We start from the raw sequence: 23,448 nt of genomic DNA on the forward strand, positions 1-23,448 counted from the left end.
GATAAAAAAACCGCTACCCGAAGGTAGCGGCTTGTGTCACAAGTTTGGCAATTAGCGCGATATGGTGACCATTAACCTAGCGTGACACGTGCATTGCGGAACATGCGCATCCATGGGCTATCTTCGCCCCAGCTCTCTGGGTGCCATGAGTTTGCCACGGTACGGAATACACGCTCAGGGTGAGGCATCATGATAGTCACACGACCGTCTGTGGTCGTTAGACCTGTGATGCCGTTTGGCGAACCGTTCGGGTTAGATGGGTAAGATTCCGTCACTTTGCCGAAGTTATCTAAGTAACGCAGTGCCACTGCGCCTGACTGTTCAATCGCAGCAAGGTGCTCAGCATTGCGCACTTCCACACGGCCTTCACCATGAGAAACCGCGATAGGCATACGAGAACCTGCCATGCCACCAAGGAACAATGATGGGTTTTCTTGCACTTCTACCAAGCTGAAACGCGCTTCAAAACGCTCAGATTCGTTGCGTACAAAGCGTGGCCACAAATCTGCACCCGGGATCAGGTCATGAAGGTTCGACAGCATCTGACAACCATTACATACACCTAAAGCAAAAGAATCGCCACGGTGGAAGAAACGCTCAAATTGGTCACGCGCCATGTCGTTAAACAGGATGGATTTCGCCCAACCTTCACCCGCGCCCAATACGTCACCGTAAGAGAAGCCGCCACATGCCACAAGGCCGTTGAAACCTTCCAACGTCACGTTGCCGCTCAGTACGTCGCTCATGTGAACGTCTTTCGCGTCAAAGCCAGCGCGGTCAAATGCCGCTGCCATTTCAACGTGTGAGTTAACGCCTTGCTCGCGCAAGATCGCCATTTGAGGACGTGCGCCCGTTGCGATGAACGGTGCAGCCACGTCTTCTTGCACATCAAACGACAATGCTGCGCTCAAGCCTGGGTCAGTGACATCTTTCTTCGCCGCAAACTCTTGGTCTGCACAGCTTGGGTTGTCACGCATTGCTTGCATTTTGTGGGTCGTTTCCGCCCAGATAGTGCGAAGCTCAGTGCGGTTTTGCTCCAGCACCAAATCATCACCATTCCAAATGCGAACCGTATCTTCATCGCTCAGCGTACCAATAACATGGGTACACGCTTCTAAGCCGTGCGCAGCCAAAGTCGATTGAACTGCATCCAAATCTTCAGTGCGAACTTGAACAACCGCGCCCAACTCTTCATTGAACAGAGCTGCAATCTCGTCATCACACTCGCCAGTGGCAGACAGGGTATTGATGTCCACCTCAAGGCCAACGTGACCCGCAAACGCCATTTCTGCCAAAGTGACATAAAGGCCACCGTCGCCACGGTCGTGGTAAGCCAGAAGCTTTTCATCACGCACGAGTGTTTGCATCGCGTTGAAGAAGCCTTTCAGTAGTTCAGGGCTATCAACATCTGCAGGCTTGTCACCCAACTGTTTGTAAACCTGTGCCAGTGCGGTTGCGCCGAGACGGTTTTGGCCTTGACCAAGGTCGACCAACACCAATGCGCTCTCGCCTTTGTCGGTACGAAGTTGTGGCGTGACCGTTTTACGTACATCTTCAACACGGCCGAATGCCGTGATCACCAAAGAAAGTGGTGAGGTATTTTCTTTCTGCTCGCCATCTTGCTCCCAACGGGTTTTCATCGACATCGAGTCTTTACCCACTGGAATCGTCAAATCAAGCGCAGGACACAACTCTTCACCGATCGCTTTCACGGCTTCGTAAAGGCCGGCATCTTCGCCCGGGTGACCCGCCGCTGCCATCCAGTTAGCTGAAAGGTTAATACGTTTCAGGTCACCAATGTCAGAACATGCGATGTTAGTCAGTGACTCTGCCACTGCCAAACGTGCCGATGCAGCGAAATCAAGCAGAGCAACTGGCGTACGCTCACCCATAGACATCGCTTCGCCGTGGTACGTGTCATAACTCGCTGCCGTAACCGCACAGTTAGCGACAGGAACCTGCCAAGGGCCCACCATTTGGTCACGCGCAACTAAGCCCGTTACCGTGCGGTCACCGATAGTGATAAGGAAGGTTTTCTCTGCCACAGAAGGCAGACGCAATACGCGAAGTGACGCGTCTTCAACGGAAATAGCAGTGCGATCAAGCGGCTTGCCTTCAACTTTCTGCGTTTGTACGTCGCGGTGCATTTTCGGTGGTTTACCCAACAACACGTCTAGCGGCATGTCGATAGGCGTGTTCTCAAAATGCTCATCTTCAAGGGTTAAGTGACGCTCTTCTGTCGCTTCACCTACAACGGCATACGGCGCGCGCTCACGCTTACAAATCGCATCGAACACCGCCATGTTTTCTGGCGCAACCGCCATCACATAGCGTTCTTGGGATTCGTTACACCAAATTTCTAGCGGGCTCATGCCTGGCTCGTCATTCGGTACATCACGTAGCTGGAATTTACCGCCACGCTCGCCGTCATCAACCAATTCTGGCAATGCGTTAGAAATACCGCCCGCGCCCACATCGTGAATAAAGGCGATAGGGTTGTTTTCACCCAACTGCCAACAACGGTCGATCACTTCCTGACAACGGCGTTCCATTTCTGGGTTTTCACGCTGTACTGATGCAAAATCGAGATCTTCTGCTGACTGACCCGACGCCATTGACGAGGCTGCGCCGCCGCCAAGACCGATGTTCATTGCAGGGCCGCCAAGCACGATAAGCTTTGCGCCAACCGGAATTTCTTTCTTCTGTACGTGTTGCTCGCGAATGTTACCCATGCCGCCAGCAATCATAATTGGCTTATGGTAGCCACGTACTTCCTCACCGTTATGCGAAGTGACTTTTTCTTCGTAAGTACGGAAGTAGCCCAACAGGTTCGGACGACCAAATTCGTTGTTAAATGCCGCGCCACCCAGAGGGCCTTCAAGCATGATGTCCAACGCATTCACGATACGGTCAGGTTTGCCGAAATCTGTTTCCCAAGGCTGTTCAAAACCCGGAATGCGAAGGTTCGATACCGTAAAGCCAACCAAACCTGCTTTGGGTTTGCCACCAATACCGGTTGCGCCTTCATCGCGGATTTCACCGCCAGAGCCTGTAGAAGCGCCTGGCCACGGAGAAATCGCCGTTGGGTGGTTGTGTGTTTCGACTTTCATCAGGATGTGTGCCGCTTCCTGATGGTAGTTATATTGGCGAGATTCAGGGTTCGGGAAGAAACGACCTACCTCAGAGCCCTTCATAACAGCGGCGTTGTCTTTGTATGCCGACAACACGTTTTCACTGTTGTGCTCAAACGTATTTTTGATCATCTTGAACAGGCTCTTGTCCTGGTCAACACCATCGATCGTCCAATCCGCGTTGAAGATCTTATGACGGCAGTGCTCAGAGTTCGCTTGAGCAAACATCATCAATTCGATGTCATTCGGGTTACGACCCAGTTTGATGAAGCTTTCCACCAAGTAATCAATTTCATCGTCTGCAAGCGCAAGGCCCAGTTCCACGTTTGCGGTAACCAAAGCTTCGCGACCACCATCAAGTACATCAACGGCTTTCACGGGTGCAGGCGTCGCTTCAATGAACAGCGCAGAGGCGTCTGCCATATCAGCAAAAACCACTTCCATCATGCGGTCGTGAAGTAACCCAACCAGTGTATTTGTTTGCACGTCGGTCAGTGCAGCAGATAGCTCAACGTAGTATGCCGTGCCGCGCTCAAGACGCTTGATTTGGTTTAATCCGCAGTTATGCGCAATATCGGTCGCTTTAGAGGACCAAGGAGAAATGGTGCCGGGACGTGGCGTAACAAGAATCAATGTTCCTGTTGGTGCATGTTCAGCGATGGTTGGTCCATAAGTTAGAAGGCGAGCCAACTTTTGTTGCTCATCTTCACTCAATGGCGCGCTGATATCAGCGAAATGGGTATACTCTGCATAGAGGCCAGTAACAGGCAAATCATTCGCCTGACAGCTTTCTAAAAGTTTATTGACTCGAAAATCGGACAGAGCGGGGGAACCACGCAAAATTTCCATGTGCGTACGTCTCTCGGTTAGCGGTGGATTAAAGTGACATTGACCTAACCCCATGATTAGTCCTGCTAACATTCATGGAAAAGCTACGTCGATACCACTTTTGAGCCTCTAACAAGGTCTTCGGGGCGGTATTATAGGGTAAAAAGGTGAGCGACGTAACACCTGACGCAACCGTTTGCGTAACTTTTTTTCATCGGCGATGTCTGGCACTATTACCCGTCGAAATCTAGGTAACCCATCCAGCATAACTTTATGCGGGATGACTCCTTTGATATAACAGTTGGTAATCAACTAAGAATGAGCATAACTTTTTGAACGCAAACGCTGTAAAACGATCCTATCAACTCCTTATCAGCACCCTGCTCGTGCTCTTTCTGTCCGGTTGTGAATGGACATATGACGACAGGACGGAACTAGAGAAAATTCGTGATAGCGGCGTATTGCGAGTCGGCACTCTGAACAACCAACTTTCTTACTATATCGGCCCTGATGGCCCGACAGGTCTAGATTTCGAGCTTGCTTCACAATTTGCCCAAAGCCTCGGTGTAAAACTTGAAATGCAACCAGCCTATACACTGTCTGGGTTATTTCCAGCCTTGGAGCGCGGTGATGTTGATATCATTGCAGCAGGCCTTACTATCACCAAATCGCGCCTCGAACGCTTTCGCCCAGGTCCTTCTTATTACTATGTCAGTCAACAGTTGGTGTACAAAAAAGGCCATTGGCGTCCACGAAATTTATCTGAGCTCAACAAAGATGGCGCTCGCGTCGCGGTGGTGGAAGATTCAAGCCATTCTCTGACTCTTCAATCTATTCAACGTGAATACCCAGACATGATCTGGGAAAGCGAGAAAGATACAGATGACGACGAACTGCTAAAGCAAGTCGCGGATGGCCAACTTGATTTCACGATTGCAGATTCTGTCGATATTGCGTTGATCCAGCGTATTCATCCTGAAATCACCGTGGCCCTGGAGTTGACTGAAGACGAACCTGTCGCGTGGTTTATGAAGAAATCACAAGATGACAGCGTTTACGCACTGATGATTGAATTCTTTGGCAAAAAGACACAAAGCGGTGAATTGGCAGCATTAGAAGAAAAGTATTTCGGTCACATAGACAGCTTCGATTATGTCGATACCCGCGCATTTTTGCGTGCCATCGACAACAAACTGCCGCAGTGGGAGCCACTGTTCAAGAAATACGCTGATCAGTTTGATTGGCGCTTGTTGGCTGCACTCTCTTACCAAGAGTCGCATTGGAACCCGAAAGCGGTTTCACCGACAGGTGTTCGCGGCATGATGATGTTAACCCTACCGACAGCAAAGTCAGTCGGCGTTAAAAATCGTCTTGATCCCGAGCAGAGCATTCGCGGGGGCGCAGAGTATCTTCACAAAATGCTGCTTCGTGTGCCAGACAGTGTGAATGAGAACGAGAAAATTTGGTATGCGCTAGCATCATACAACATCGGTTTTGGCCATATGATGGACGCACGTCGATTAACCAAAGCACAAGGCGGTAACCCCGATTCTTGGGCTGATGTGAAACAGCGCTTACCGCTGCTTGCCAAGCGCCAATACCATACTCAAACACGCTATGGATATGCACGAGGCTATGAAGCCTTGAGCTATGTAGAAAATATCCGTCGCTACTATCAAAGCATCGTTGGCTACGAGCAAGATCAAGCCCAAGCCATTGCCGCTGAGCAAGCCGATGATCTCGAAGGCCTGCAAACCATTAATGTTGAAATGGTTGAAGAGGAAGAAGGCGAAGGTCAATCAGATGCTGAGGAGGCAGAAAACCAAACTGACGAATCTGTATCCGCAGATGAAGCATCAACGGCTAAGTCATAATATTACATTCAATTCACCTGACGATATATATACCCAATCAACCTGAAGATGCTCGATTTCAGTAAACCTCGCTGAATCCTGCATCTTCAGATTTTTGGGGTATAAAAAGCATGTTGGCAAAGGTTGTTTGGTATAAACCTTGATACAACGTCGACAACGAATTTGTCATAGATTGTTCATAATGGCAGGTTATAACATCAGTGTGAGAGACAAAAAACGCAGCAATGGCTGCGTTTTTCTTAACAAGGAATTGAATATATGTTTGCTAGTAAGCGTAAAACCCAGTCCAACTTTTCACGCAATTCCAGCTCAGCATCAAACCGTCGCAAGCGCATGCGTAACGTTAACCTGAAAAAAGTGCTTTGGCGTCAACGTACCTTTGCGATTCGTGAATTTGCAATGATGGACGAGAGTTTTTAATTTTTCGCTGATGATTCAGGCTTATTTGAATCAGTATTTAATAACCCTTTGCGCATATCTCGTTCCGTTTTTTTCTCGGCCCGACGTCGACGAAAGAAAGCCTGAAGTTGCGCTCGACATTCCTCCTCCATCACCCCACCTTGATACGCGACGTGATGGTTCACCCCTTCATAGCTCAACAGGTTCATCACACTGCCCGCCGCACCCGTTTTATAGTCAGGTGCGCCATAAATCACTTTACCAATACGACTATGCACCATCGCACTTGCGCACATTGGGCAAGGCTCCAAGGTGACATACAAAACCGCATCTAATAGTCGATAGTTTTGCAGCACTAGGCCAGCCTGACGCAAAGCCATCATTTCTGCATGCGCGGTGGCATCGTGTTGGCCAATAAGACGGTTCCAGCCTTCGCCAATCACTTCTCCATTGAGAACCACTACAGCCCCCACGGGTACTTCTCCATTGGCTTCAGCCCGAGCGGCTAATACCATTGCATGCTGCATAAATTGCTGATCGATTTCGTCTTGAGTCACTGTGTTATCTGCCTGAAGATGTTGCGACATGCAGTATATCACTCAGTACTGGTGTTGACGTCGCTCCATTTGATAATCCATCCGCCAAATAATCCACCAGCATTTTCACCCGCATGGGTTGCAAACGACGATGGGGAAACAACGCCCATATCCCCTCTTCCAATTCCTGATAGGCAGTTAATACGCGCACTAACTCACCCGAATCTAGCGCTTCATGAAGATAGTAATCTGGCAATTGCACCAGACCCAATCCACGCGTAGCAGCATCCACCAGCCCGACCCCGCTGTTACAACGCAAGTTTCCTTTTACGCGCACTGTGCGCTCTTTTCCGTTTTCGCGAAAACGCCAGTAATCATGCTGACCGCGTAAGCAATTAAACTGGGGAAGTTCTGACAACGTATGGGGCGTACCAAATTTAGACAAGTATTGTGGGGCGCCACATACAATCAACTTACGTGTCGCAAGGCGCTTACACACCATCGAAGAATCGGTCAATCGCCCTAATCGCAACGCAAAATCGCACCCTGAATCAATCAAATCCAATGGCGTGTTAGTCAAATCGACGTCCACTTGGATCTCAGGATGCAACGCCATAAAGTCGAGAATCAGTGGCATCACCACTTTCTCGCCGTACGTCACGGGTGCTGTAAGTTTAATATGTCCATTGGGTGTTTTTTGAAGCTGTGTAACCGCACTTTCAGCCTCTTTCAGCGCGTCAGCCAACATGCGACAGTGCTGATAATAAACATCCCCTTCCTCGGTGGTTGATACACGGCGTGTGGTTCTAAAAAACAACCGAGTATTAAGGCGATCTTCAAGCATGGCAACCTGTCGGCTAACATGCGCCGTTGATATCCCAAGCCGCTTTGCCGCTTTCGTGAAACTGGCTGTTTCCACCACAGCCACAAACTCAGAGACACCCTGCCAATCTGCCATTGTTACACACCAGTAAAAGTTAATTGCTAATATTATGGATTATCAACCCATAAGAAACAATTAAACTAGGTCATGAAAATCGGGTTGTCACAGAAGTGGACACATACTCGCATCAAAAATCATCTAGGGTTAGTCGATAGAAACTAATTCACATGTACAGAGGAAAGAGTCATGGCGGAACAATTTATTAAATCTCGCGCAGCAATTGCTTGGGAAGCTGGCAAACCACTGAGTATCGAAGAAGTGGATGTCATGTTACCAAAAGCCGGTGAGGTACTGGTACGCATTGTTGCGACAGGTGTTTGTCACACTGACGCATTTACTCTGTCGGGTGACGATCCAGAAGGCATTTTCCCAGCCATTCTTGGTCATGAGGGTGGCGGTATCGTTGAGCAAATCGGCGAAGGCGTCACCAGCGTCCAAGTTGGCGACCACGTCATTCCACTTTACACGCCAGAGTGTGGTGAGTGTAAATTCTGTAAATCAGGCAAAACTAACCTGTGTCAGAAAATTCGTGAAACCCAAGGTAAAGGCCTAATGCCGGACGGCACAACGCGCTTCTACAAAGATGGCCAGCCGATTTACCACTACATGGGCTGTTCAACGTTTTCTGAGTACACCGTATTGCCAGAAATTTCACTGGCAAAAGTCAACAAAGACGCACCGCTTGAAGAAGTGTGCTTGTTAGGCTGTGGTGTTACTACGGGTATGGGCGCAGTACTGAACACAGCAAAAGTGCAAAAAGGCGATACCGTTGCCGTCTTCGGTCTTGGTGGTATTGGCTTGTCAGCCATTATCGGTGCTGCAATGGCAGGTGCCAGCCGCATCATTGGTATCGACTTGAACGAAAGTAAATTCGAACTAGCCACCAAGTTGGGCGCGACTGATTGCATCAATCCAAGCAAGTTCGACAAGCCAATTCAAGACGTGATCGTCGAAATGACTGACGGCGGCGTGGATTACTCGTTTGAGTGTATTGGCAACGTTAACGTCATGCGTTCAGCGCTTGAGTGCTGCCACAAAGGTTGGGGCGAGTCAGTGATCATTGGTGTTGCAGGCGCAGGCCAAGAAATTTCAACCCGTCCATTCCAATTAGTAACAGGTCGCGTTTGGCGTGGTTCGGCGTTCGGTGGTGTAAAAGGCCGCTCAGAGCTACCAGAGATTGTTGAGCGCTACCTGGCGGGTGAGTTCAAACTCGATGATTTCATCACTCATACCATGGGCCTAGATGGCGTTAACGAAGCGTTTGACCTAATGCACGAAGGTAAGAGCATTCGTTCTGTCATTCACTTCGACAAGTAATTCAGTCAACAACCGCGTTTTACCCTTGGTGTAAAACGCGGTTTGAATGGAGCCAATCATGAGTCTTGAAAATACCAGCAGCAATCGCAGTTTTGGAGGGTGGCACAAGCAATACACTCACACTTCAAGAACTTTGCATTGCGACATGCGCTTCGCTATCTATCTGCCGCCACAAGCTTCCGAGTCCAACAAAGTTCCTGTTCTCTATTGGCTATCAGGTTTAACCTGTACGGACGAAAACTTCATGCAAAAAGCGGGGGCGCTGCAGTTAGCTGCAGAGCTTGGTATTGCGATTGTTGCGCCAGATACTAGCCCTCGCGGTGACAACATTCCTGATGACCCTGACGGTGCCTATGACTTTGGTGTTGGAGCAGGCTTTTACTTGAATGCCACCGAAGCGCCGTGGAACCGTTACTACTATATGTATGACTATGTCGTCAAAGAGTTGCCTGCGGTGATAGAGGGCCATTTCCCTGTCAGTGACGTGAAAGCTATTTCGGGCCACAGTATGGGTGGGCATGGCGCACTCACTATTGCGCTTAAAAACAGTGACGCTTACCGCTCTGTCTCGGCATTCAGCCCCATCGTTAACCCAACTGCCGTGCCTTGGGGGCAAAAAGCCTTCTCAAATTACTTGGGAGAGGATACCTCAACATGGCTGGAGTACGATGCGTGCGCATTGATCAAAAAGGCGGAAACACATCTTCCGATGCTTATTGATCAAGGAGATGGTGATCAGTTTTTACACGAGCAACTTAAACCCGAAAATTTACTGCTAGCCGCAGAAAAAGCCGGTTACCCACTCGAGTTGCGCATGCAAGAGGGCTATGACCATAGCTATTACTTCATCTCAAGTTTCATTGATGATCACCTTCGCTTTCACGCGCAGCATCTGAAGTAATATTTCAGCAAAAAAGACATATAAAAAACCGGCGCTTGCCGGTTTTTTATTAAATAGACCGCGCAACCTAAAGCTTCAGGTTGCTTGGGTATAGATCGTTTGGCGAAACCAACTTGTTCATCCGATTGATAGTAAAAAGCCCCGCACATTGGCGAGGCTTTTGATTGATTCAAGGCAACACGCCTAGGAATGACGCGTCCAATTGAATAGTGCTTACATTGAGTAAGTGTATGGTGCTTGGATACCTAGCGGGATGCCCAGCGCCCAGTAAGCAAGTAGGAATAGGCTCCAACCCACCAACATAGCGATTGAGTAAGGCATCATCATAGATGCCAAGGTACCAATACCTGTGGTCTTCACGTAGCGCTGACAGTAAACAACAACCAGTGGGAAGAAGACCATCAACGGCGAAATAATGTTAGAGACAGAGTCACCAACACGATAGCCCGCCTGAGACAACTCAGGGGAAATACCCAACGCCATCAACATAGGAACAAGAATTGGACCAATCAACGCCCACTTCGCTGAAGCCGAACCAATCAATAGGTTCACACACGCCGTCAGCAAAATCATACCCACGATGGTCAACTGACCAGGCATGTTCAAGGCTTTAAGAAGTTCAGCGCCTTCCAATGCCAGCAAAGTACCAATGTTTGATAGGCTAAATGCTGCAAGGAACTGTGCACAGAAGAAAGACATCACCAAGTAGCTACCCATGGTAGACATGGTCTGGCTCATTGCCACAATGATGTCACCCTGCTTCTTGAAGGTTCCCGCAACGCGTCCATATACCACGCCCGGAATCACGAACAGGATAAAGATCAGCGGCACGATAGATTTCATCAAAGGTGCAGAGAACGCCGTTAATTCACCTTCAGGAGAACGCAGCGCAGACGTTTCAGGAATCAACGCAAAGATAAGCAACGCGATACCAGCAAGCATTGAAAGGCTTGCACGGTTAAATGCCTTGCTTTCAATTGCAGAGAAACTACCAAGATCAGGTGCTTTTTCTGCATCTTCATCGATTGGTAATTTGCTTAGGCGTGGCTCAATGATTTTTTCAGTCACATACCAACCGATTGCCACGATAAGAATCGAAGACAAACCAGTGAAGTAGATGTTTGCCAGCGGGTTAACCACGTAGTCTTTGTCTAGCACTTGTGCCGCAGACTGTGTGAAACCAGCAAGCAATGGATCGATACCCGCCGGCACGAAGTTCGCCGAGAAGCCACCAGATACACCAGCAAACGCAGCCGCAATACCGACAAGAGGGTGACGACCTGCAGCGTGGAAGATGATGCCACCCAGAGGGATAACAAGCACGTAGCCTGCATCCGCCGCAGTGTGAGAAACGATTGCCACCAAAATAAGTGCTGGTGTCAGCAATTTCTTAGGCGTCACGTTTAGCATTTTCTTCAGGCCAGTGGTAATAAACCCTGACGCATCAGCCACGCCCACGCCTAGCATCGCTACAAGCACGATACCCATAGGAGCAAAGCTGGTAAAGGTGGTCACCATGTTGGCAAGGAAGTTTGCCAATGCAGTACCCGTTAGAAGGTTGTTAATTTCGACGGCCTGGCCAGAGATTGGGTGTATCAGGCCAAAATCAACCTGAGAAAGAACGGCAGACAGCCCCCATACGATTAACAATCCGTAGAAGAACAGTAATGCAGGATCAGGGATTTTGTTCCCTGCTTTCTCAATCCCATTGAGAAACTTGTCCATTGCGCTCTTTGGCGCGTCTGGAATTTTGTCCATAGCATGGTTACTCATGTAAAGCTCCATGGTTAATTGTGTGTGTTTGCTTCGCCTTTTCTGAATCCTTAGATCCGAAAGACGTCATAATTATTCAACAGCATAAAATACATACTTATTTATTATTTGGTAGCCATAAATATCAATTAAAATCACAAAAAAAGCATATTGATTCAATATACACACAACAAATAAACACAATGGAAACAGCGTTAATCCCGCGCGATAACAATTCCAAATAAAATGTTACTTCGGGAAGAAAGCATGAGTATTAGGCAAGGAAAAAAAAGCGAACGTCACGGTATTGAGAGGGATTGGAAACTAAGACAGGACTGCATAATAAAAAAGGCACGCTAAGCGTGCCTAATCTTGATTCGATTTAGGAGATTATTCCCACTCAATCGTCGCAGGTGGCTTACCTGAAATGTCGTAAACCACGCGGCTAATGCCATCAACTTCATTGATGATGCGGTTAGACACCTTACCCAAGAAATCATATGGCAGGTGTGCCCAATGTGCAGTCATGAAATCGATCGTTTCAACAGCACGCAGTGACACAACCCAATCGTATTTACGACCGTCACCCATCACGCCTACAGAGCGCACAGGAAGGAATACGGTGAACGCTTGAGATACTTTGTTGTATAGGTCAGCTTTATGCAGCTCTTCAATGAAGATAGCATCAGCACGACGTAGCAAATCACAGTATTCTTTCTTCACTTCGCCAAGCACACGAACACCTAGGCCTGGACCTGGGAACGGGTGGCGATAAAGCATGTTGTACGGTAGACCCAACTCTAGGCCAATCTTACGCACTTCGTCTTTGAACAGCTCTTTCAGCGGTTCAACCAATCCCATTTCCATATCATCAGGCAGGCCGCCAACGTTATGGTGAGATTTAATCACGTGCGCTTTACCCGTCTTAGACGCTGCAGATTCGATCACGTCAGGGTAGATAGTACCTTGTGCCAGCCATTTAGCATTTTTCAGCTTCTTCGATTCTTCATCGAACACATCAACGAACACGTGACCAATTTTCTTACGTTTCGCTTCTGGATCAGCAATGCCTTCCAGCGCAGACAGGAAGCGATCTTCCGCTTTAACGTGAACAATGTTCAGGCCGAAGTGATCACCAAACATGTCCATCACTTGCTGGCCTTCATTCAAGCGAAGCAGACCGTTATCAACGAATACACACGTTAGTTTGTTACCAATTGCACGGTGCGCAAGCATCGCAACAACAGAAGAGTCCACGCCACCCGACAGGCCAAGGATAACTTCATCATCACCGACTTGTTCTTTAATACGAGCAACCGCATCTTCGATAATTGACTCAGCAGTCCACAAACGCTCACAACCACATACGTTCAGTACGAAGTTTTCGAGCATCTTAAGGCCATTTTTGGTGTGCGTTACTTCTGGGTGGAACTGCACGCCATAGTATTTTTTCTCTTCGTTTGCCATCGCAGCATAAGGACAGGTGTCTGTTTGCGCGATTTTCACGAAGTCAGATGGGATTTCGACCACTTTGTCACCGTGGCTCATCCATACATCTTGAGTAGTTTCTAGGCCAGCAAACAGTGCTGAATCACCCGTCACCTGTACTGCTGCATAACCAAATTCGCGTTCGTCAGAGCCCGCGACTTTACCGCCAAGTTGCTCTGCCATGGTTTGCATGCCGTAACATACACCAAACACTGGCACGCCAGAATCGAATACATATTGAGGAGCACGCGGAGAGTTTTCTTCTGTCACGCTCTCAGGGCCACCAGACAGGATAATGCCATCTGGATTGAACTCACGAATATCCGCTTCATCTACATCCCAGCTCCACAGTTCACAGTACACACCGATTTCGCGTACACGGCGTGCTACTAGTTGAGTGTATTGAGAACCGAAATCCAAAATTAGAATGCGTTGGTCATGGATGTCTTTAGTCATTTTGAGCAGTCTTATCGTTACCGCCAGCTAAGCTTTATCGCTTGGGAAGACCCATACCATATGGGTTTTCTTTCCTACGCTGTGGTTGTGGGTTATGAAAACGAGGCGAGTTTACTCGCCTCCTATCAGTGCTTCAAGAAAAAAAGCAAACGTTTACGTCAGGGGTTCTTTATGAACATTTAGCCGCGACGGTAGTTCGGTGCTTCTTTGGTGATCTGTACGTCATGCACATGAGATTCCGCCATGCCCGCGCCGGAAATAACAACAAACTCAGCCTTGGTACGCATTGCTTCGATCGTCGCAGAACCCGTCAGACCCATGCTTGAACGCAGGCCACCCATTTGCTGGTGAACGATCTCTTTCAAGTGACCTTTGTATGCAATACGACCTTCGATACCTTCAGGAACAAGCTTGTCTGCCGCATTGTCAGATTGGAAGTAGCGATCAGAAGAACCTTGAGACATTGCGCCCAGTGAGCCCATGCCACGGTAAGACTTGTATGAACGACCGTTGTATAGGATCACTTCACCTGGTGCTTCTTCTGTACCCGCAAACATTGAGCCAACCATGACACACGATGCGCCAGCCGCGATGGCTTTACAGATGTCACCAGAGAAACGGATACCGCCATCAGCAATAACAGGAATACCGTAGCCATTTGCGACTTCAACAGCATCAGCAATCGCAGTGATTTGAGGAACACCGACACCAGTAACGATACGTGTAGTACAGATAGAGCCAGGGCCAATACCCACTTTAACAGCGCTCACACCAGCTTCAATAAGGGCTTTCGCTCCCGCACCCGTTGCGACGTTGCCGCCGATGATGTCGAGATCAGGGTATGCTTCGCGTGTTTCGCGAATGCGGTTTAGTACACCTTCAGAGTGGCCATGTGAAGAGTCAATAAGTAGAACGTCCACGCCTGCTTCAACCAGTGCTTTTACGCGCTCTTCGTTACCTGCGCCTGCACCCACCGCCGCGCCAACACGCAGACGACCTTGCTCATCTTTACAAGCGTGTGGTTTGGTTTCAGCTTTGTGGAAATCTTTTGCGGTAATCATACCTGTCAGTTGGAAATCATCATTCACAACCAGTACTTTCTCAACGCGAGCTTGGTGCATTTTTTCTTGCACTTCTTCGCGACATGCGCCTTCTTTTACACACGCCAGACGCTCTTTAGACGTCATAACAGCAGAGACTTTCTTGGATAGGTCAATCACAAAGCGAACATCACGACCAGTAATGATACCAACAAGCTCGTTACTCTCGGTGACGACAGGGAAACCTGCAAAACCATGCTTTTTGGTGAGTTCAACAACATCTGCGATTGTCGCGTCTGGGTGAACAGTGACTGGATGGGTGACAACGCCAGCTTCAAAGATCTTCACTTGGTGAACCATCTCAGCTTGCTGTTCAATTGACATATTTTTATGGATGAAGCCAATGCCGCCTTCCTGCGCCAGTGCGATAGCCAAACGCGCTTCAGTCACTGTGTCCATAGACGCAGAGATCATTGGGATGTTCAACGAAATGGTTTTCGTCAGTTGAGTGCGTAAGTCGGCAGTGTTTGGAAGAACTGTGGAATGTGCTGGAACCAGCAATACATCATCGAAAGTTAGGGCTTCTTTAGCTATTCGTAACATTGCAATATCTCACGCCAAAATTAAATACGGGGGGACTAAATATTGCCGCCGCATTATACTGATGACGCAAACGTTTGGCTATAGATTTTGACGAAAACGTTTGGCATTCATTTTTTGCCCCAGTAACATTGCGAAAACTCGCTGATATTTAAGGCTAAGTGGTCATGACAAGCCCCAACGAAAACATTTTCACTGTCTCTCGTTTAAATGCGGAAGTTCGCCTTCTGCTTGAGAACGAAATGGGTATCGTTTGGTTGGTTGGTGAGATTTCAAACCTCACTGTTCCTGTATCTGGCCACTGGTATTTCACGCTGAAAGACAGTCGCGCTCAAGTCAAATGCGCCATGTTCAAAGGCAACAACCGCCGTGTCACCTTTAAGCCTACCAATGGCAATCAAGTGTTAGTTCGGGCCCGATTGTCCTTGTATGAACCGCGTGGCGACTATCAGATTATTGTTGAAAGCATGCAGCCAGAGGGTGATGGCATGCTGCAACAACAATTTGAAAAACTGAAAATGCAATTAGCAGCAGAAGGCCTTTTTGCAACTCACGCCAAAAAGACACTCCCTGAACAACCAAGACGGGTTGGTATTATCACATCAAAAACGGGGGCGGCCCTTCATGATATTTTGCACGTATTAAAGCGCAGAGATCCCAGCCTACCCGTGGTTATCTACCCTACTCAAGTTCAGGGAAAAGACGCTGCTATTCAGATTGCACAGGCGATTGGTCGAGCTAACAGCCGTGATGAATGTGATGTGCTGATTGTAGGGCGTGGTGGCGGCTCATTAGAAGATCTGTGGTGTTTTAACGAAGAAATTGTCGCCCGCACCATTGCCGCCAGTTCGATTCCCATTGTGAGCGCCGTAGGTCATGAAGTGGATGTCACCATCGCCGATTTTGTGGCGGATGTTCGTGCCCCCACTCCTTCAGCAGCCGCTGAACTGGTTAGCAGAGATACGTCTGTTCGATCTCAGCAGTTTTCACAGCGTGTAGATAGGCTGTCTCATGTATTGAGTCGTCATCTCTCTCGCACTCAGGAGCGTCTCACGCGCTTACAGCACCGCTTGGCAATGCATCACCCTCAAGCGAGACTACAACAGCAAGCACAGCAGTTTGACGAGCTTGAGCGACGTCTTTACCAATCCATGCGAACGCAACTTCAAACGGATGCTCAGCGGCTAGACAGAGCGAGCCAGCGTTTAGATCGCTTTTCTCCTGCAAATCAATTGCCAGGGCTGAATGCGCAACTTGGTTACAGCGAGCAACGCTTGATTGAATCAATGCGTCAGCAATTGCGCCAACAGCAGCACAAATTAGCGCTACAAATGGAAACCTTGGATGCGGTGAGCCCACTGGCAACCCTCGCACGCGGCTATTCGATCACGCGCGCAAGCAACAATAAAGTTATCCGTTCTCAGGACGATGTAAAGTCAGGCGATCGGATCACGACGGTGTTATCGAGCGGTGAGATCCAATCAACCGTGATCTAAGATCACGCAACTATCTTTTAAAGCGGTGTCATGACGACACCGTTTTTTTTGCCTCAAATACGATGTTCGCACTTGAACGCGACTTCAGTTCATTACACTGGTTACAAAAATAATTGGTTGCGCCACATGCTTGGAGTTTTTCTAACTGCGCATCGCACACCTGACAATACCCCTGTTTTATAAAGATTTTATCGCAAGACTCACAATGATAACTCCCCTTATCCCATCCCATTAACTCATTACAATCAGGGCAGTTGTTTTCCATTTTGTTTCCTCTCAATGGTCCATGTCGCACTTTAACTGTCCAACATGTTGTCTATCATAGATAAGCGCTATTCTAACTAAAATCGAAGATCAAACAGAACAGCCTCGCGCTGGATCCTATCAAGATCGTCAGATCTAGGCATTTATGGGATCCGATCAGCGATCTACCCTCAAAAGAATATTTATCAATACAACTCCCGAAAGCATAAGTTACATGTTCTGCATTTGGATTTAGGGAAGAATAAAATACTGTAAATCAATATTAAACCATAACCAAACAGCATATAGTAAAAGCAAGGTGGTTTAGTAACCGAGCAAAAATACATCGAATACGGGTAGAACGATATTTCCCGCTTTTCACCACGTTATTATGTGACAAAGATCTATTTTTTAATGTAATTGTCGCAACAGATCTGTCACGAATACGATTGAAAAACGACCAATTGCGTTATTTTTAGCCAATGAATCCCGCCATATGAATGGCTTAGCTGCGGAAAAATGTTCTGGATGTATAAAATACATAGGCTGTCATTCAATCTTCATCTTTCCGCTAAATTACGGACATAAAAAAACCGACCACTAGGGTCGGTTCTTAGCTCTCACAGTAGAATTACTTCTTACCGCGGTGTTTTACCATATCCATCAATCGCTTACGTTGACGAGACTGAGAGATAGTTAGGTTTTCTTTCTTACCTTCAAATGGGTTTTCGCTGCTTTGGAACTGAATGCGAATAGGTGTACCCATGATTTTTAGCGATTTACGGTAGTAGTTCATCAAGTAGCGCTTATACGAATCAGGCAAATCTTTGACTTGGTTACCGTGAATAACGAATATCGGTGGATTATATCCCCCAGCATGCGCATATTTCAGCTTCACTCGGCGACCACGAATCATTGGTGGCTGATGATCGTCTTGTGCCATATTCATGATGCGTGTCAGCATAGCGGTACTGATACGCTTAGTCGCAGACTCGTAAGCTTCTTGAATAGACTCAAACAAGTGACCAACACCCGTACCATGCAATGCCGAGATAAAGTGAATACGCGCGAAGTCTACGAAACCTAAGCGACGGTCCAGTTCAGACTTAACGCGGTCTTTCACGTCCTTATCCAAACCATCCCACTTGTTTACTGCAATCACGATTGAACGACCCGCATTCAATGCAAAACCTAACAAGCTTAGATCTTGGTCTGAGATGTTTTCACGTGCATCAATCACTAGCAGAACAACGTTCGAATCTTCGATCGCTTTCAGTGTTTGGATAACAGAGAATTTTTCTACTTTCTCGTTAACACGCTTGCGGCGACGAACACCTGCAGTATCGATAATGACGTATTCGCGACCATCACGTTCCATAGGAATGTAGATAGAATCACGGGTTGTTCCCGGCATATCGTAAACCACCACGCGATCTTCACCGAGAATACGGTTAGTCAGTGTTGATTTACCCACATTTGGACGGCCAATAATACCGAATTTGATCGGAAGGTTTTGCAAACGCTCAAGTGCGCTTTCTGCATCTTCTTCTGTTAGATCTTTTTCTTCATCTTCGAAATCATGCTCGCCCGTCAGGTCAACTAAACCTTCTTGTGCTTCTTGTTCTGCCAAGGCCTCTGCGTATGGCTTCAACGCGCGATCCATCAACCCTAATACACCACGGCCATGTGCAGCGGCGATTTGGAACATGTGCTCCATACCCAGTTGCCAAAATTCAGCACTGGCAGCATCGGCATCAATGCCATCAACTTTGTTAACGACAAGGAAAGTCGTTTTTTCACGTGAACGAAGGTGTTGTGCGATGGCTTCGTCAGCTACCGTCAGGCCAGCACGACCATCCACCATGAACAGGACAACGTCAGCTTCTTCAATCGCCGCCAGTGATTGCTCAGCCATTTTGGTTTCTACACCTTCCTCGGTACCGTCGATACCACCAGTGTCTACCACAATGAACTCATGCTCACCCAGCACGGCTTTTCCGTATTTACGATCCCTGGTCAAACCCGGAAAATCGGCTACCAGCGCATCGCGCGTCCTTGTCAGCCGGTTAAAGAGTGTCGACTTCCCCACATTTGGACGCCCAACAAGGGCTACTACAGGAATCATACTGACCTCTTAAAATCTCTTACTTATTAATAACAGCGGCTCCTGAACCTTTGGGTTCAGGAGCCGAATAATTCATAAACGCTTGATATTATTGCGTTTGCTTTTTACTAATTTTTCCGTCGCGGGTCATCACGATATACGCATCATCCGCTTTCACTGGCGCAACGGCAAAACCGCTATCATCCAGTTGCTGCTGCGCGACAAATTCACCTGTTGTCGGATCAAGCCAATGCAAATAACCTTCTGCATCACCCATCACAACATAGCCAGAAATGGCTACAGGCGCTGTCAGCTGACGGTATTCAAGATCGCGATTCTGCCATAGCTCAGTGCCACTTCGGGCATCAACAGCGACCACATGATCTTTGTCGGTTACCAAGAACAAATAGCTACCTACAACCAAGAAGTCCGTCGTTGAACTATACGTGCGCTTCCAAGCAGGGCGTCCTGAACGCAAATCGATTGCGACAAGCTGACCATTGTAACCCACTGCGTAAAGCAAAGATCCAGAAATCACCGGTGTGGCATCAACATCCACTAAACGATCTATCTCTGTGGCTCCTTTAGGGCTTGCAACAGTTTGTTGCCAAATGATGTTGCCGTTCTCAATGAAAGCAGCACCAAGACGGCCATTTGCCATTCCCCAGAATACGCCGCCGGAAATCGCAACCGGTGAACTATCACCACGTAACGTCAGGTTTGGCACATCACTCGAAATACGCCAGCGCTCTTCACCACTTTCCGCATCGAAGGCCGCTAATTCACCACGACTGGTATTTACCACAATCAGGCTTACATCTGCCAGCGGTTTCGATAAGATTTCACCACCCGCATTAGTACGCCAAACCACTTCACCTGTCTCTTCATCTAATGCGATGAGATCGCCAGTTTCTGTGCCGATGTACAATTTGCTATATGACGCAGTAATACCGCCAGAGAGCAACGCAGGTTTTTCTTCGCCTAAGTTAACCGTCCAGAGTGTTTTGCCTGATTCGCTATCAATCGCTTTGACTTCACCAGAGCGATCTGCGGCAAACACTTTTCCATATTCATACGCAGGCGTAAGGTCGCTGTAATAGCGTCCTACACCATCACCGACTTGCGATGTCCAAAGTGATTGAGGAGTGAACTCACTGTTTACGACTGGCACAGGTGCCATGACGATGGAGTCTTCTTCACTCGCACAACCAATAAGCAGCGAGCCTAGCAAGGCCACTGCACTTACGCGTTTCCATCCAGTGCGCATCATACTCAACCCTTATTGCGGCAAGTTGTCCAATTTCATTTGAACAACAGGGTTAGACGCGGCTGCAATTGATGCTGCATAAGATAGACGTGCAGCGGCGGTATCGCCTTTGCGCAGTTGGATGTCACCGCGTAGCTCTTCAACCTGCGGCTTCCAGCTTTCTGCTGTCACGCTATCTAGCTCTTTTAGCGCAGCGTCAACGTTGCCTTGTTGCGCTTCAACACGTGCAAGACGCAGTGTTGCCGTCGCTTTCAACGAATCGTCTTTAGACGCTTGTACTGAGCGCAAATGCTCAGCGGCTTTAACAAGATCACCCGCTTCTACAAACGTCTTCGCCAGCTGCAACTCGACCAATGCCGAATAAGAGCTGTCATTAGACTGAATAAATGCAGCAGCTTTTTCTTGTGCGTCAGCATCGCCAGCAGCCAAGGCGCCCACGACTTGCATGTACGCTTCAGATGCCTGCTCGCGGCTAGTTTCTTGCTCTGACTGGTAGTAGCGCCATCCATATAGGCCGCCCAAACCAATCACTGCGCCGAGGATGATGGCTTTGCCATTATCCCGCCACCACGTTTTAATCGCTTCGACTTGTTGTTCTTCTGTGGTGTAGACGTCCACGTTTAGTCCTCTCTTAAACTCGTTGAGCCAATTTTTCGGCTACATCATCCTGAGAAATGGTCAGTTGCTCGCCACCTTTAAGATCTTTATAGGTCACAACCTTGTTCGCCACTTCGTCTTCACCCAATACCAATGCAACGGATGCGCCTACTTTATCAGCACGTTTAAATTGCTTCTTAAAGTTGCCACCACCGAAGTGAGTCATCACACGAAGACCCGGTACACGTTCACGCAAGGTTTCTGCCAATTGCATGCCTGCTGCCAATGTTCCTTCACCAGCGGTGACCATGTAAACATCAACAACAGGGCGAGTTTCATTTAATTCCAGCGTTTCCATCAGAAGCACAAGACGTTCAACACCCATGGCAAAACCCACTGCAGGCGTCGCTTTTCCGCCCAGTTGTTCAACCAGACCATCATAACGACCGCCGCCGCAGACGGTGCCTTGCGATCCCAAACTCTCAGTGATCCATTCGAAAACGGTACGGTTGTAGTAGTCAAGACCACGAACCAATTTCTCGTTTACTGAGTATTGGATACCTGCAGCGTCCAACAGTTCACACAAACCTGCAAAATGTTGTTTTGATTCGTCATCTAAATACTCAGATAGCTTAGGTGCATCCACCAGCACGGCTTGAATGTCTGGGTTTTTCGAGTCCAGAACACGCAGCGGATTGGTATGCATGCGTCGCTTGCTGTCTTCGTCCAAAATAGCTTCGTGTTGCATCAAAAACGCAACCAGCGCTTCACGATAACCCGCGCGTGCTTCCAATGAACCAATTGAGTTCAACTCTAGGCGAACGTGCTCATGAATACCCAGCTCACGCCAAAGACGTGCTGTCATCATGATAAGTTCAGCATCTACGTCTGGACCATTCAGGCCGAATACTTCCACACCAAACTGGTGGAATTGACGGTAGCGACCTTTCTGAGGACGCTCATGACGGAACATAGGGCCCATGTACCATAGGCGTTGTTCTTGGTTGTACAGTAGACCGTTTTCAATACCCGCACGCACACAACTCGCCGTCCCTTCTGGACGCAGCGTTAGGCTATCGCCATTGCGATCTTCAAAGGTATACATCTCTTTCTCGACCACATCAGTCACTTCACCGATTGCACGACAAAACAGATTGGTCATTTCGACGATAGGCATACGAACTTCGCTGTAGCCATAACCGCTGATCACGTCTTTAACCGTACCCTCTACTTTTTGCCAAAGAGGAGTTTGTGTTGGAAGGCAGTCGTTCATGCCTCGAATTGCTTGAATTGTTTTTGCCACGTTTACTCTCGAAACCGATCTTTATCTATTCTGTTAGAAATAAGCCTCAAGGCTTACTTCTGCGTGTTTACGTCAATGCGGTTGTTCTCATCCAGCATTGAGGCTTTAGCCCGGATCTTCGCTTCCAGCTGGTCGATCAGGTTATCATTGTCAAAACGTTCTTTCTGGCGAATGCCATCATCATAATATGCGCTGCGCTTATTGCTGCCCGCAACACCAAGGTGCGATACCTCAGCTTCACCTGGGCCGTTAACTACGCAACCAATAATGGACACATCCATTGGTACGACAACGTCTTCCAGACGCTGTTCTAGCGCATTAACCGTGCCAATCACATCAAACTCCTGACGGGAGCAGGTTGGGCACGCAATAAAGTTAACACCACGTGAGCGAATACGCAGTGATTTCAATATATCAAAACCGACTTTAATTTCTTCAATCGGGTCAGCCGCCAGCGAGATACGCAGTGTATCGCCGATACCTTCACTCAGCAGCATACCCAAACCTACCGCAGATTTCACTGCGCCAGCACGAGCACCACCCGCTTCGGTGATCCCCAAGTGCAGAGGCTGGTCGATGCGTTTCGCTAATTGGCGGTAGGATTCAACCGCAAGAAACACATCAGACGCTTTTACACTCACTTTGAATTGGTCAAAATTCAAACGATCCAAAATATCAACATGGCGCATTGCCGATTCTACCAATGCTTCAGGAGTAGGCTCTCCATATTTTTCTTGAATTTCGCGCTCTAATGATCCGCCATTCACACCGATGCGGATAGGAATATTTTTGTCACGTGCAGCATCAACGACTGATCGAATACGCTGTTCGTTACCGATATTACCCGGGTTAATGCGTAAGCAATCCACACCGAATTCTGCAACACGCAACGCAATGCGATAGTCGAAATGAATATCAGCGACTAAAGGCAAGTTGGTTTGTTCACGGATCAGCTTAAAGGCATCCGCAGCTTCCATGGTTGGAACAGAAACACGCACAATGTCTGCACCGACTTTTTCTAGCGCATTGATCTGCGCCACGGTTGCAGCAACATCAGTTGTACGCGTGTTGGTCATAGACTGAACGGCAATAGGAGCGCCGTCACCAATTGGCACATTGCCCACGTAAATACGCGTTGATTGGCGACGCTTAATAGGAGATTCGGTATGCATT

17 protein-coding genes are annotated in these 23,448 nt (G+C 48.2%); 5 read left to right on the forward strand and 12 right to left on the reverse strand.

What is annotated here, in order from left to right; genetic code table 11:
* Positions 1-71 precede the first annotated feature (71 nt).
* The gene (purL, locus tag L4D06_RS14360) at positions 72-3,980 is read right to left on the reverse strand and encodes a phosphoribosylformylglycinamidine synthase (protein WP_429740230.1); all 3,909 of its coding nucleotides are present in this window, start codon (positions 3,978-3,980) and stop codon (positions 72-74) included.
* A 311-nt stretch (positions 3,981-4,291) separates the two neighbouring features.
* On the opposite strand from purL, the gene mltF reads away from it, so the two are divergent.
* Together mltF and L4D06_RS14370 are read left to right on the forward strand one after the other, a co-directional pair.
* Entirely contained in the window at positions 4,292-5,833 is a 1,542-nt protein-coding gene (mltF, locus tag L4D06_RS14365) for a membrane-bound lytic murein transglycosylase MltF (protein ID WP_429740119.1), read from the forward strand.
* A 258-nt stretch (positions 5,834-6,091) separates the two neighbouring features.
* Complete coding sequence (locus L4D06_RS14370; RefSeq protein ID WP_274163591.1) at positions 6,092-6,253, forward strand: hypothetical protein; 162 nt, start codon at positions 6,092-6,094, stop codon at positions 6,251-6,253.
* On the opposite strand, the gene tadA is transcribed toward L4D06_RS14370, so the two are convergent.
* Complete coding sequence (gene tadA, locus L4D06_RS14375; protein ID WP_429740121.1) at positions 6,250-6,819, reverse strand: tRNA adenosine(34) deaminase TadA; 570 nt, start codon at positions 6,817-6,819, stop codon at positions 6,250-6,252. The two genes, L4D06_RS14370 and tadA, sit on opposite strands and share 4 nt — an antisense overlap.
* Positions 6,794-7,726: a LysR family transcriptional regulator gene (locus tag L4D06_RS14380; RefSeq protein WP_429740123.1), complete on the reverse strand. Its 933-nt coding sequence runs from the start codon at positions 7,724-7,726 to the stop codon at positions 6,794-6,796. The genes tadA and L4D06_RS14380 overlap by 26 nt, the downstream gene beginning before the upstream one ends.
* 171 nt (positions 7,727-7,897) lie before the next feature.
* Between L4D06_RS14380 and L4D06_RS14385 the strand changes: the two genes are divergently transcribed.
* Positions 7,898-9,028 (forward strand): S-(hydroxymethyl)glutathione dehydrogenase/class III alcohol dehydrogenase, encoded by a 1,131-nt coding sequence (locus L4D06_RS14385; RefSeq protein WP_274163595.1) that lies wholly within the window; start codon positions 7,898-7,900, stop codon positions 9,026-9,028.
* 58 nt (positions 9,029-9,086) lie between these two features.
* Complete coding sequence (fghA, locus tag L4D06_RS14390; protein WP_429740125.1) at positions 9,087-9,929, forward strand: S-formylglutathione hydrolase; 843 nt, start codon at positions 9,087-9,089, stop codon at positions 9,927-9,929.
* A 213-nt stretch (positions 9,930-10,142) separates the two neighbouring features.
* On the opposite strand, the gene L4D06_RS14395 is transcribed toward fghA, so the two are convergent.
* The 3 genes from L4D06_RS14395 to guaB form a co-directional block, all read right to left on the reverse strand.
* Entirely contained in the window at positions 10,143-11,702 is a 1,560-nt protein-coding gene (locus L4D06_RS14395; protein ID WP_274163597.1) for an AbgT family transporter, read from the reverse strand.
* Between the two features lie 369 nt (positions 11,703-12,071).
* Positions 12,072-13,625 (reverse strand): glutamine-hydrolyzing GMP synthase, encoded by a 1,554-nt coding sequence (gene guaA / locus L4D06_RS14400; protein ID WP_429740128.1) that lies wholly within the window; start codon positions 13,623-13,625, stop codon positions 12,072-12,074.
* Positions 13,626-13,804: 179 nt separating this feature from the next.
* Positions 13,805-15,268, reverse strand: coding sequence for an IMP dehydrogenase (gene guaB / locus L4D06_RS14405; protein ID WP_274163599.1), 1,464 nt, complete (start codon positions 15,266-15,268; stop codon positions 13,805-13,807).
* A 164-nt stretch (positions 15,269-15,432) separates the two neighbouring features.
* On the opposite strand from guaB, the gene xseA reads away from it, so the two are divergent.
* Positions 15,433-16,761, forward strand: a complete 1,329-nt coding sequence (xseA, locus tag L4D06_RS14410; RefSeq protein ID WP_429740130.1) for an exodeoxyribonuclease VII large subunit — start codon at positions 15,433-15,435, stop codon at positions 16,759-16,761.
* 28 nt (positions 16,762-16,789) lie between these two features.
* Here xseA and L4D06_RS14415 read toward each other — a convergent pair whose 3' ends face one another.
* The 6 genes from L4D06_RS14415 to ispG all read right to left on the reverse strand — a co-directional run bounded on the left by L4D06_RS14415 (position 16,790) and on the right by ispG (position 23,447).
* The gene (locus L4D06_RS14415) at positions 16,790-17,026 is read right to left on the reverse strand and encodes a zinc ribbon domain-containing protein (protein WP_429740132.1); all 237 of its coding nucleotides are present in this window, start codon (positions 17,024-17,026) and stop codon (positions 16,790-16,792) included.
* Between the two features lie 609 nt (positions 17,027-17,635).
* Positions 17,636-19,129 (reverse strand): ribosome biogenesis GTPase Der, encoded by a 1,494-nt coding sequence (der, locus tag L4D06_RS14420; RefSeq protein WP_274163602.1) that lies wholly within the window; start codon positions 19,127-19,129, stop codon positions 17,636-17,638.
* 88 nt (positions 19,130-19,217) lie between these two features.
* Positions 19,218-20,378, reverse strand: a complete 1,161-nt coding sequence (gene bamB, locus L4D06_RS14425) for an outer membrane protein assembly factor BamB (RefSeq protein ID WP_274163603.1) — start codon at positions 20,376-20,378, stop codon at positions 19,218-19,220.
* 9 nt (positions 20,379-20,387) lie between these two features.
* A complete protein-coding gene (locus L4D06_RS14430) occupies positions 20,388-20,993 on the reverse strand; it encodes a YfgM family protein (protein WP_274163604.1) in 606 nt (201 codons plus the stop codon).
* 13 nt (positions 20,994-21,006) lie between these two features.
* Entirely contained in the window at positions 21,007-22,275 is a 1,269-nt protein-coding gene (gene hisS / locus L4D06_RS14435; RefSeq protein WP_274163605.1) for a histidine--tRNA ligase, read from the reverse strand.
* Positions 22,276-22,328: 53 nt separating this feature from the next.
* Positions 22,329-23,447, reverse strand: coding sequence for a flavodoxin-dependent (E)-4-hydroxy-3-methylbut-2-enyl-diphosphate synthase (gene ispG, locus L4D06_RS14440; protein WP_274163606.1), 1,119 nt, complete (start codon positions 23,445-23,447; stop codon positions 22,329-22,331).
* Position 23,448 lies beyond the last annotated feature (1 nt).

The sequence above is a fragment of the Enterovibrio makurazakiensis genome, from assembly GCF_050336585.1.
Classification (GTDB): Bacteria; Pseudomonadota; Gammaproteobacteria; order Enterobacterales; family Vibrionaceae; genus Enterovibrio; species Enterovibrio gelatinilyticus.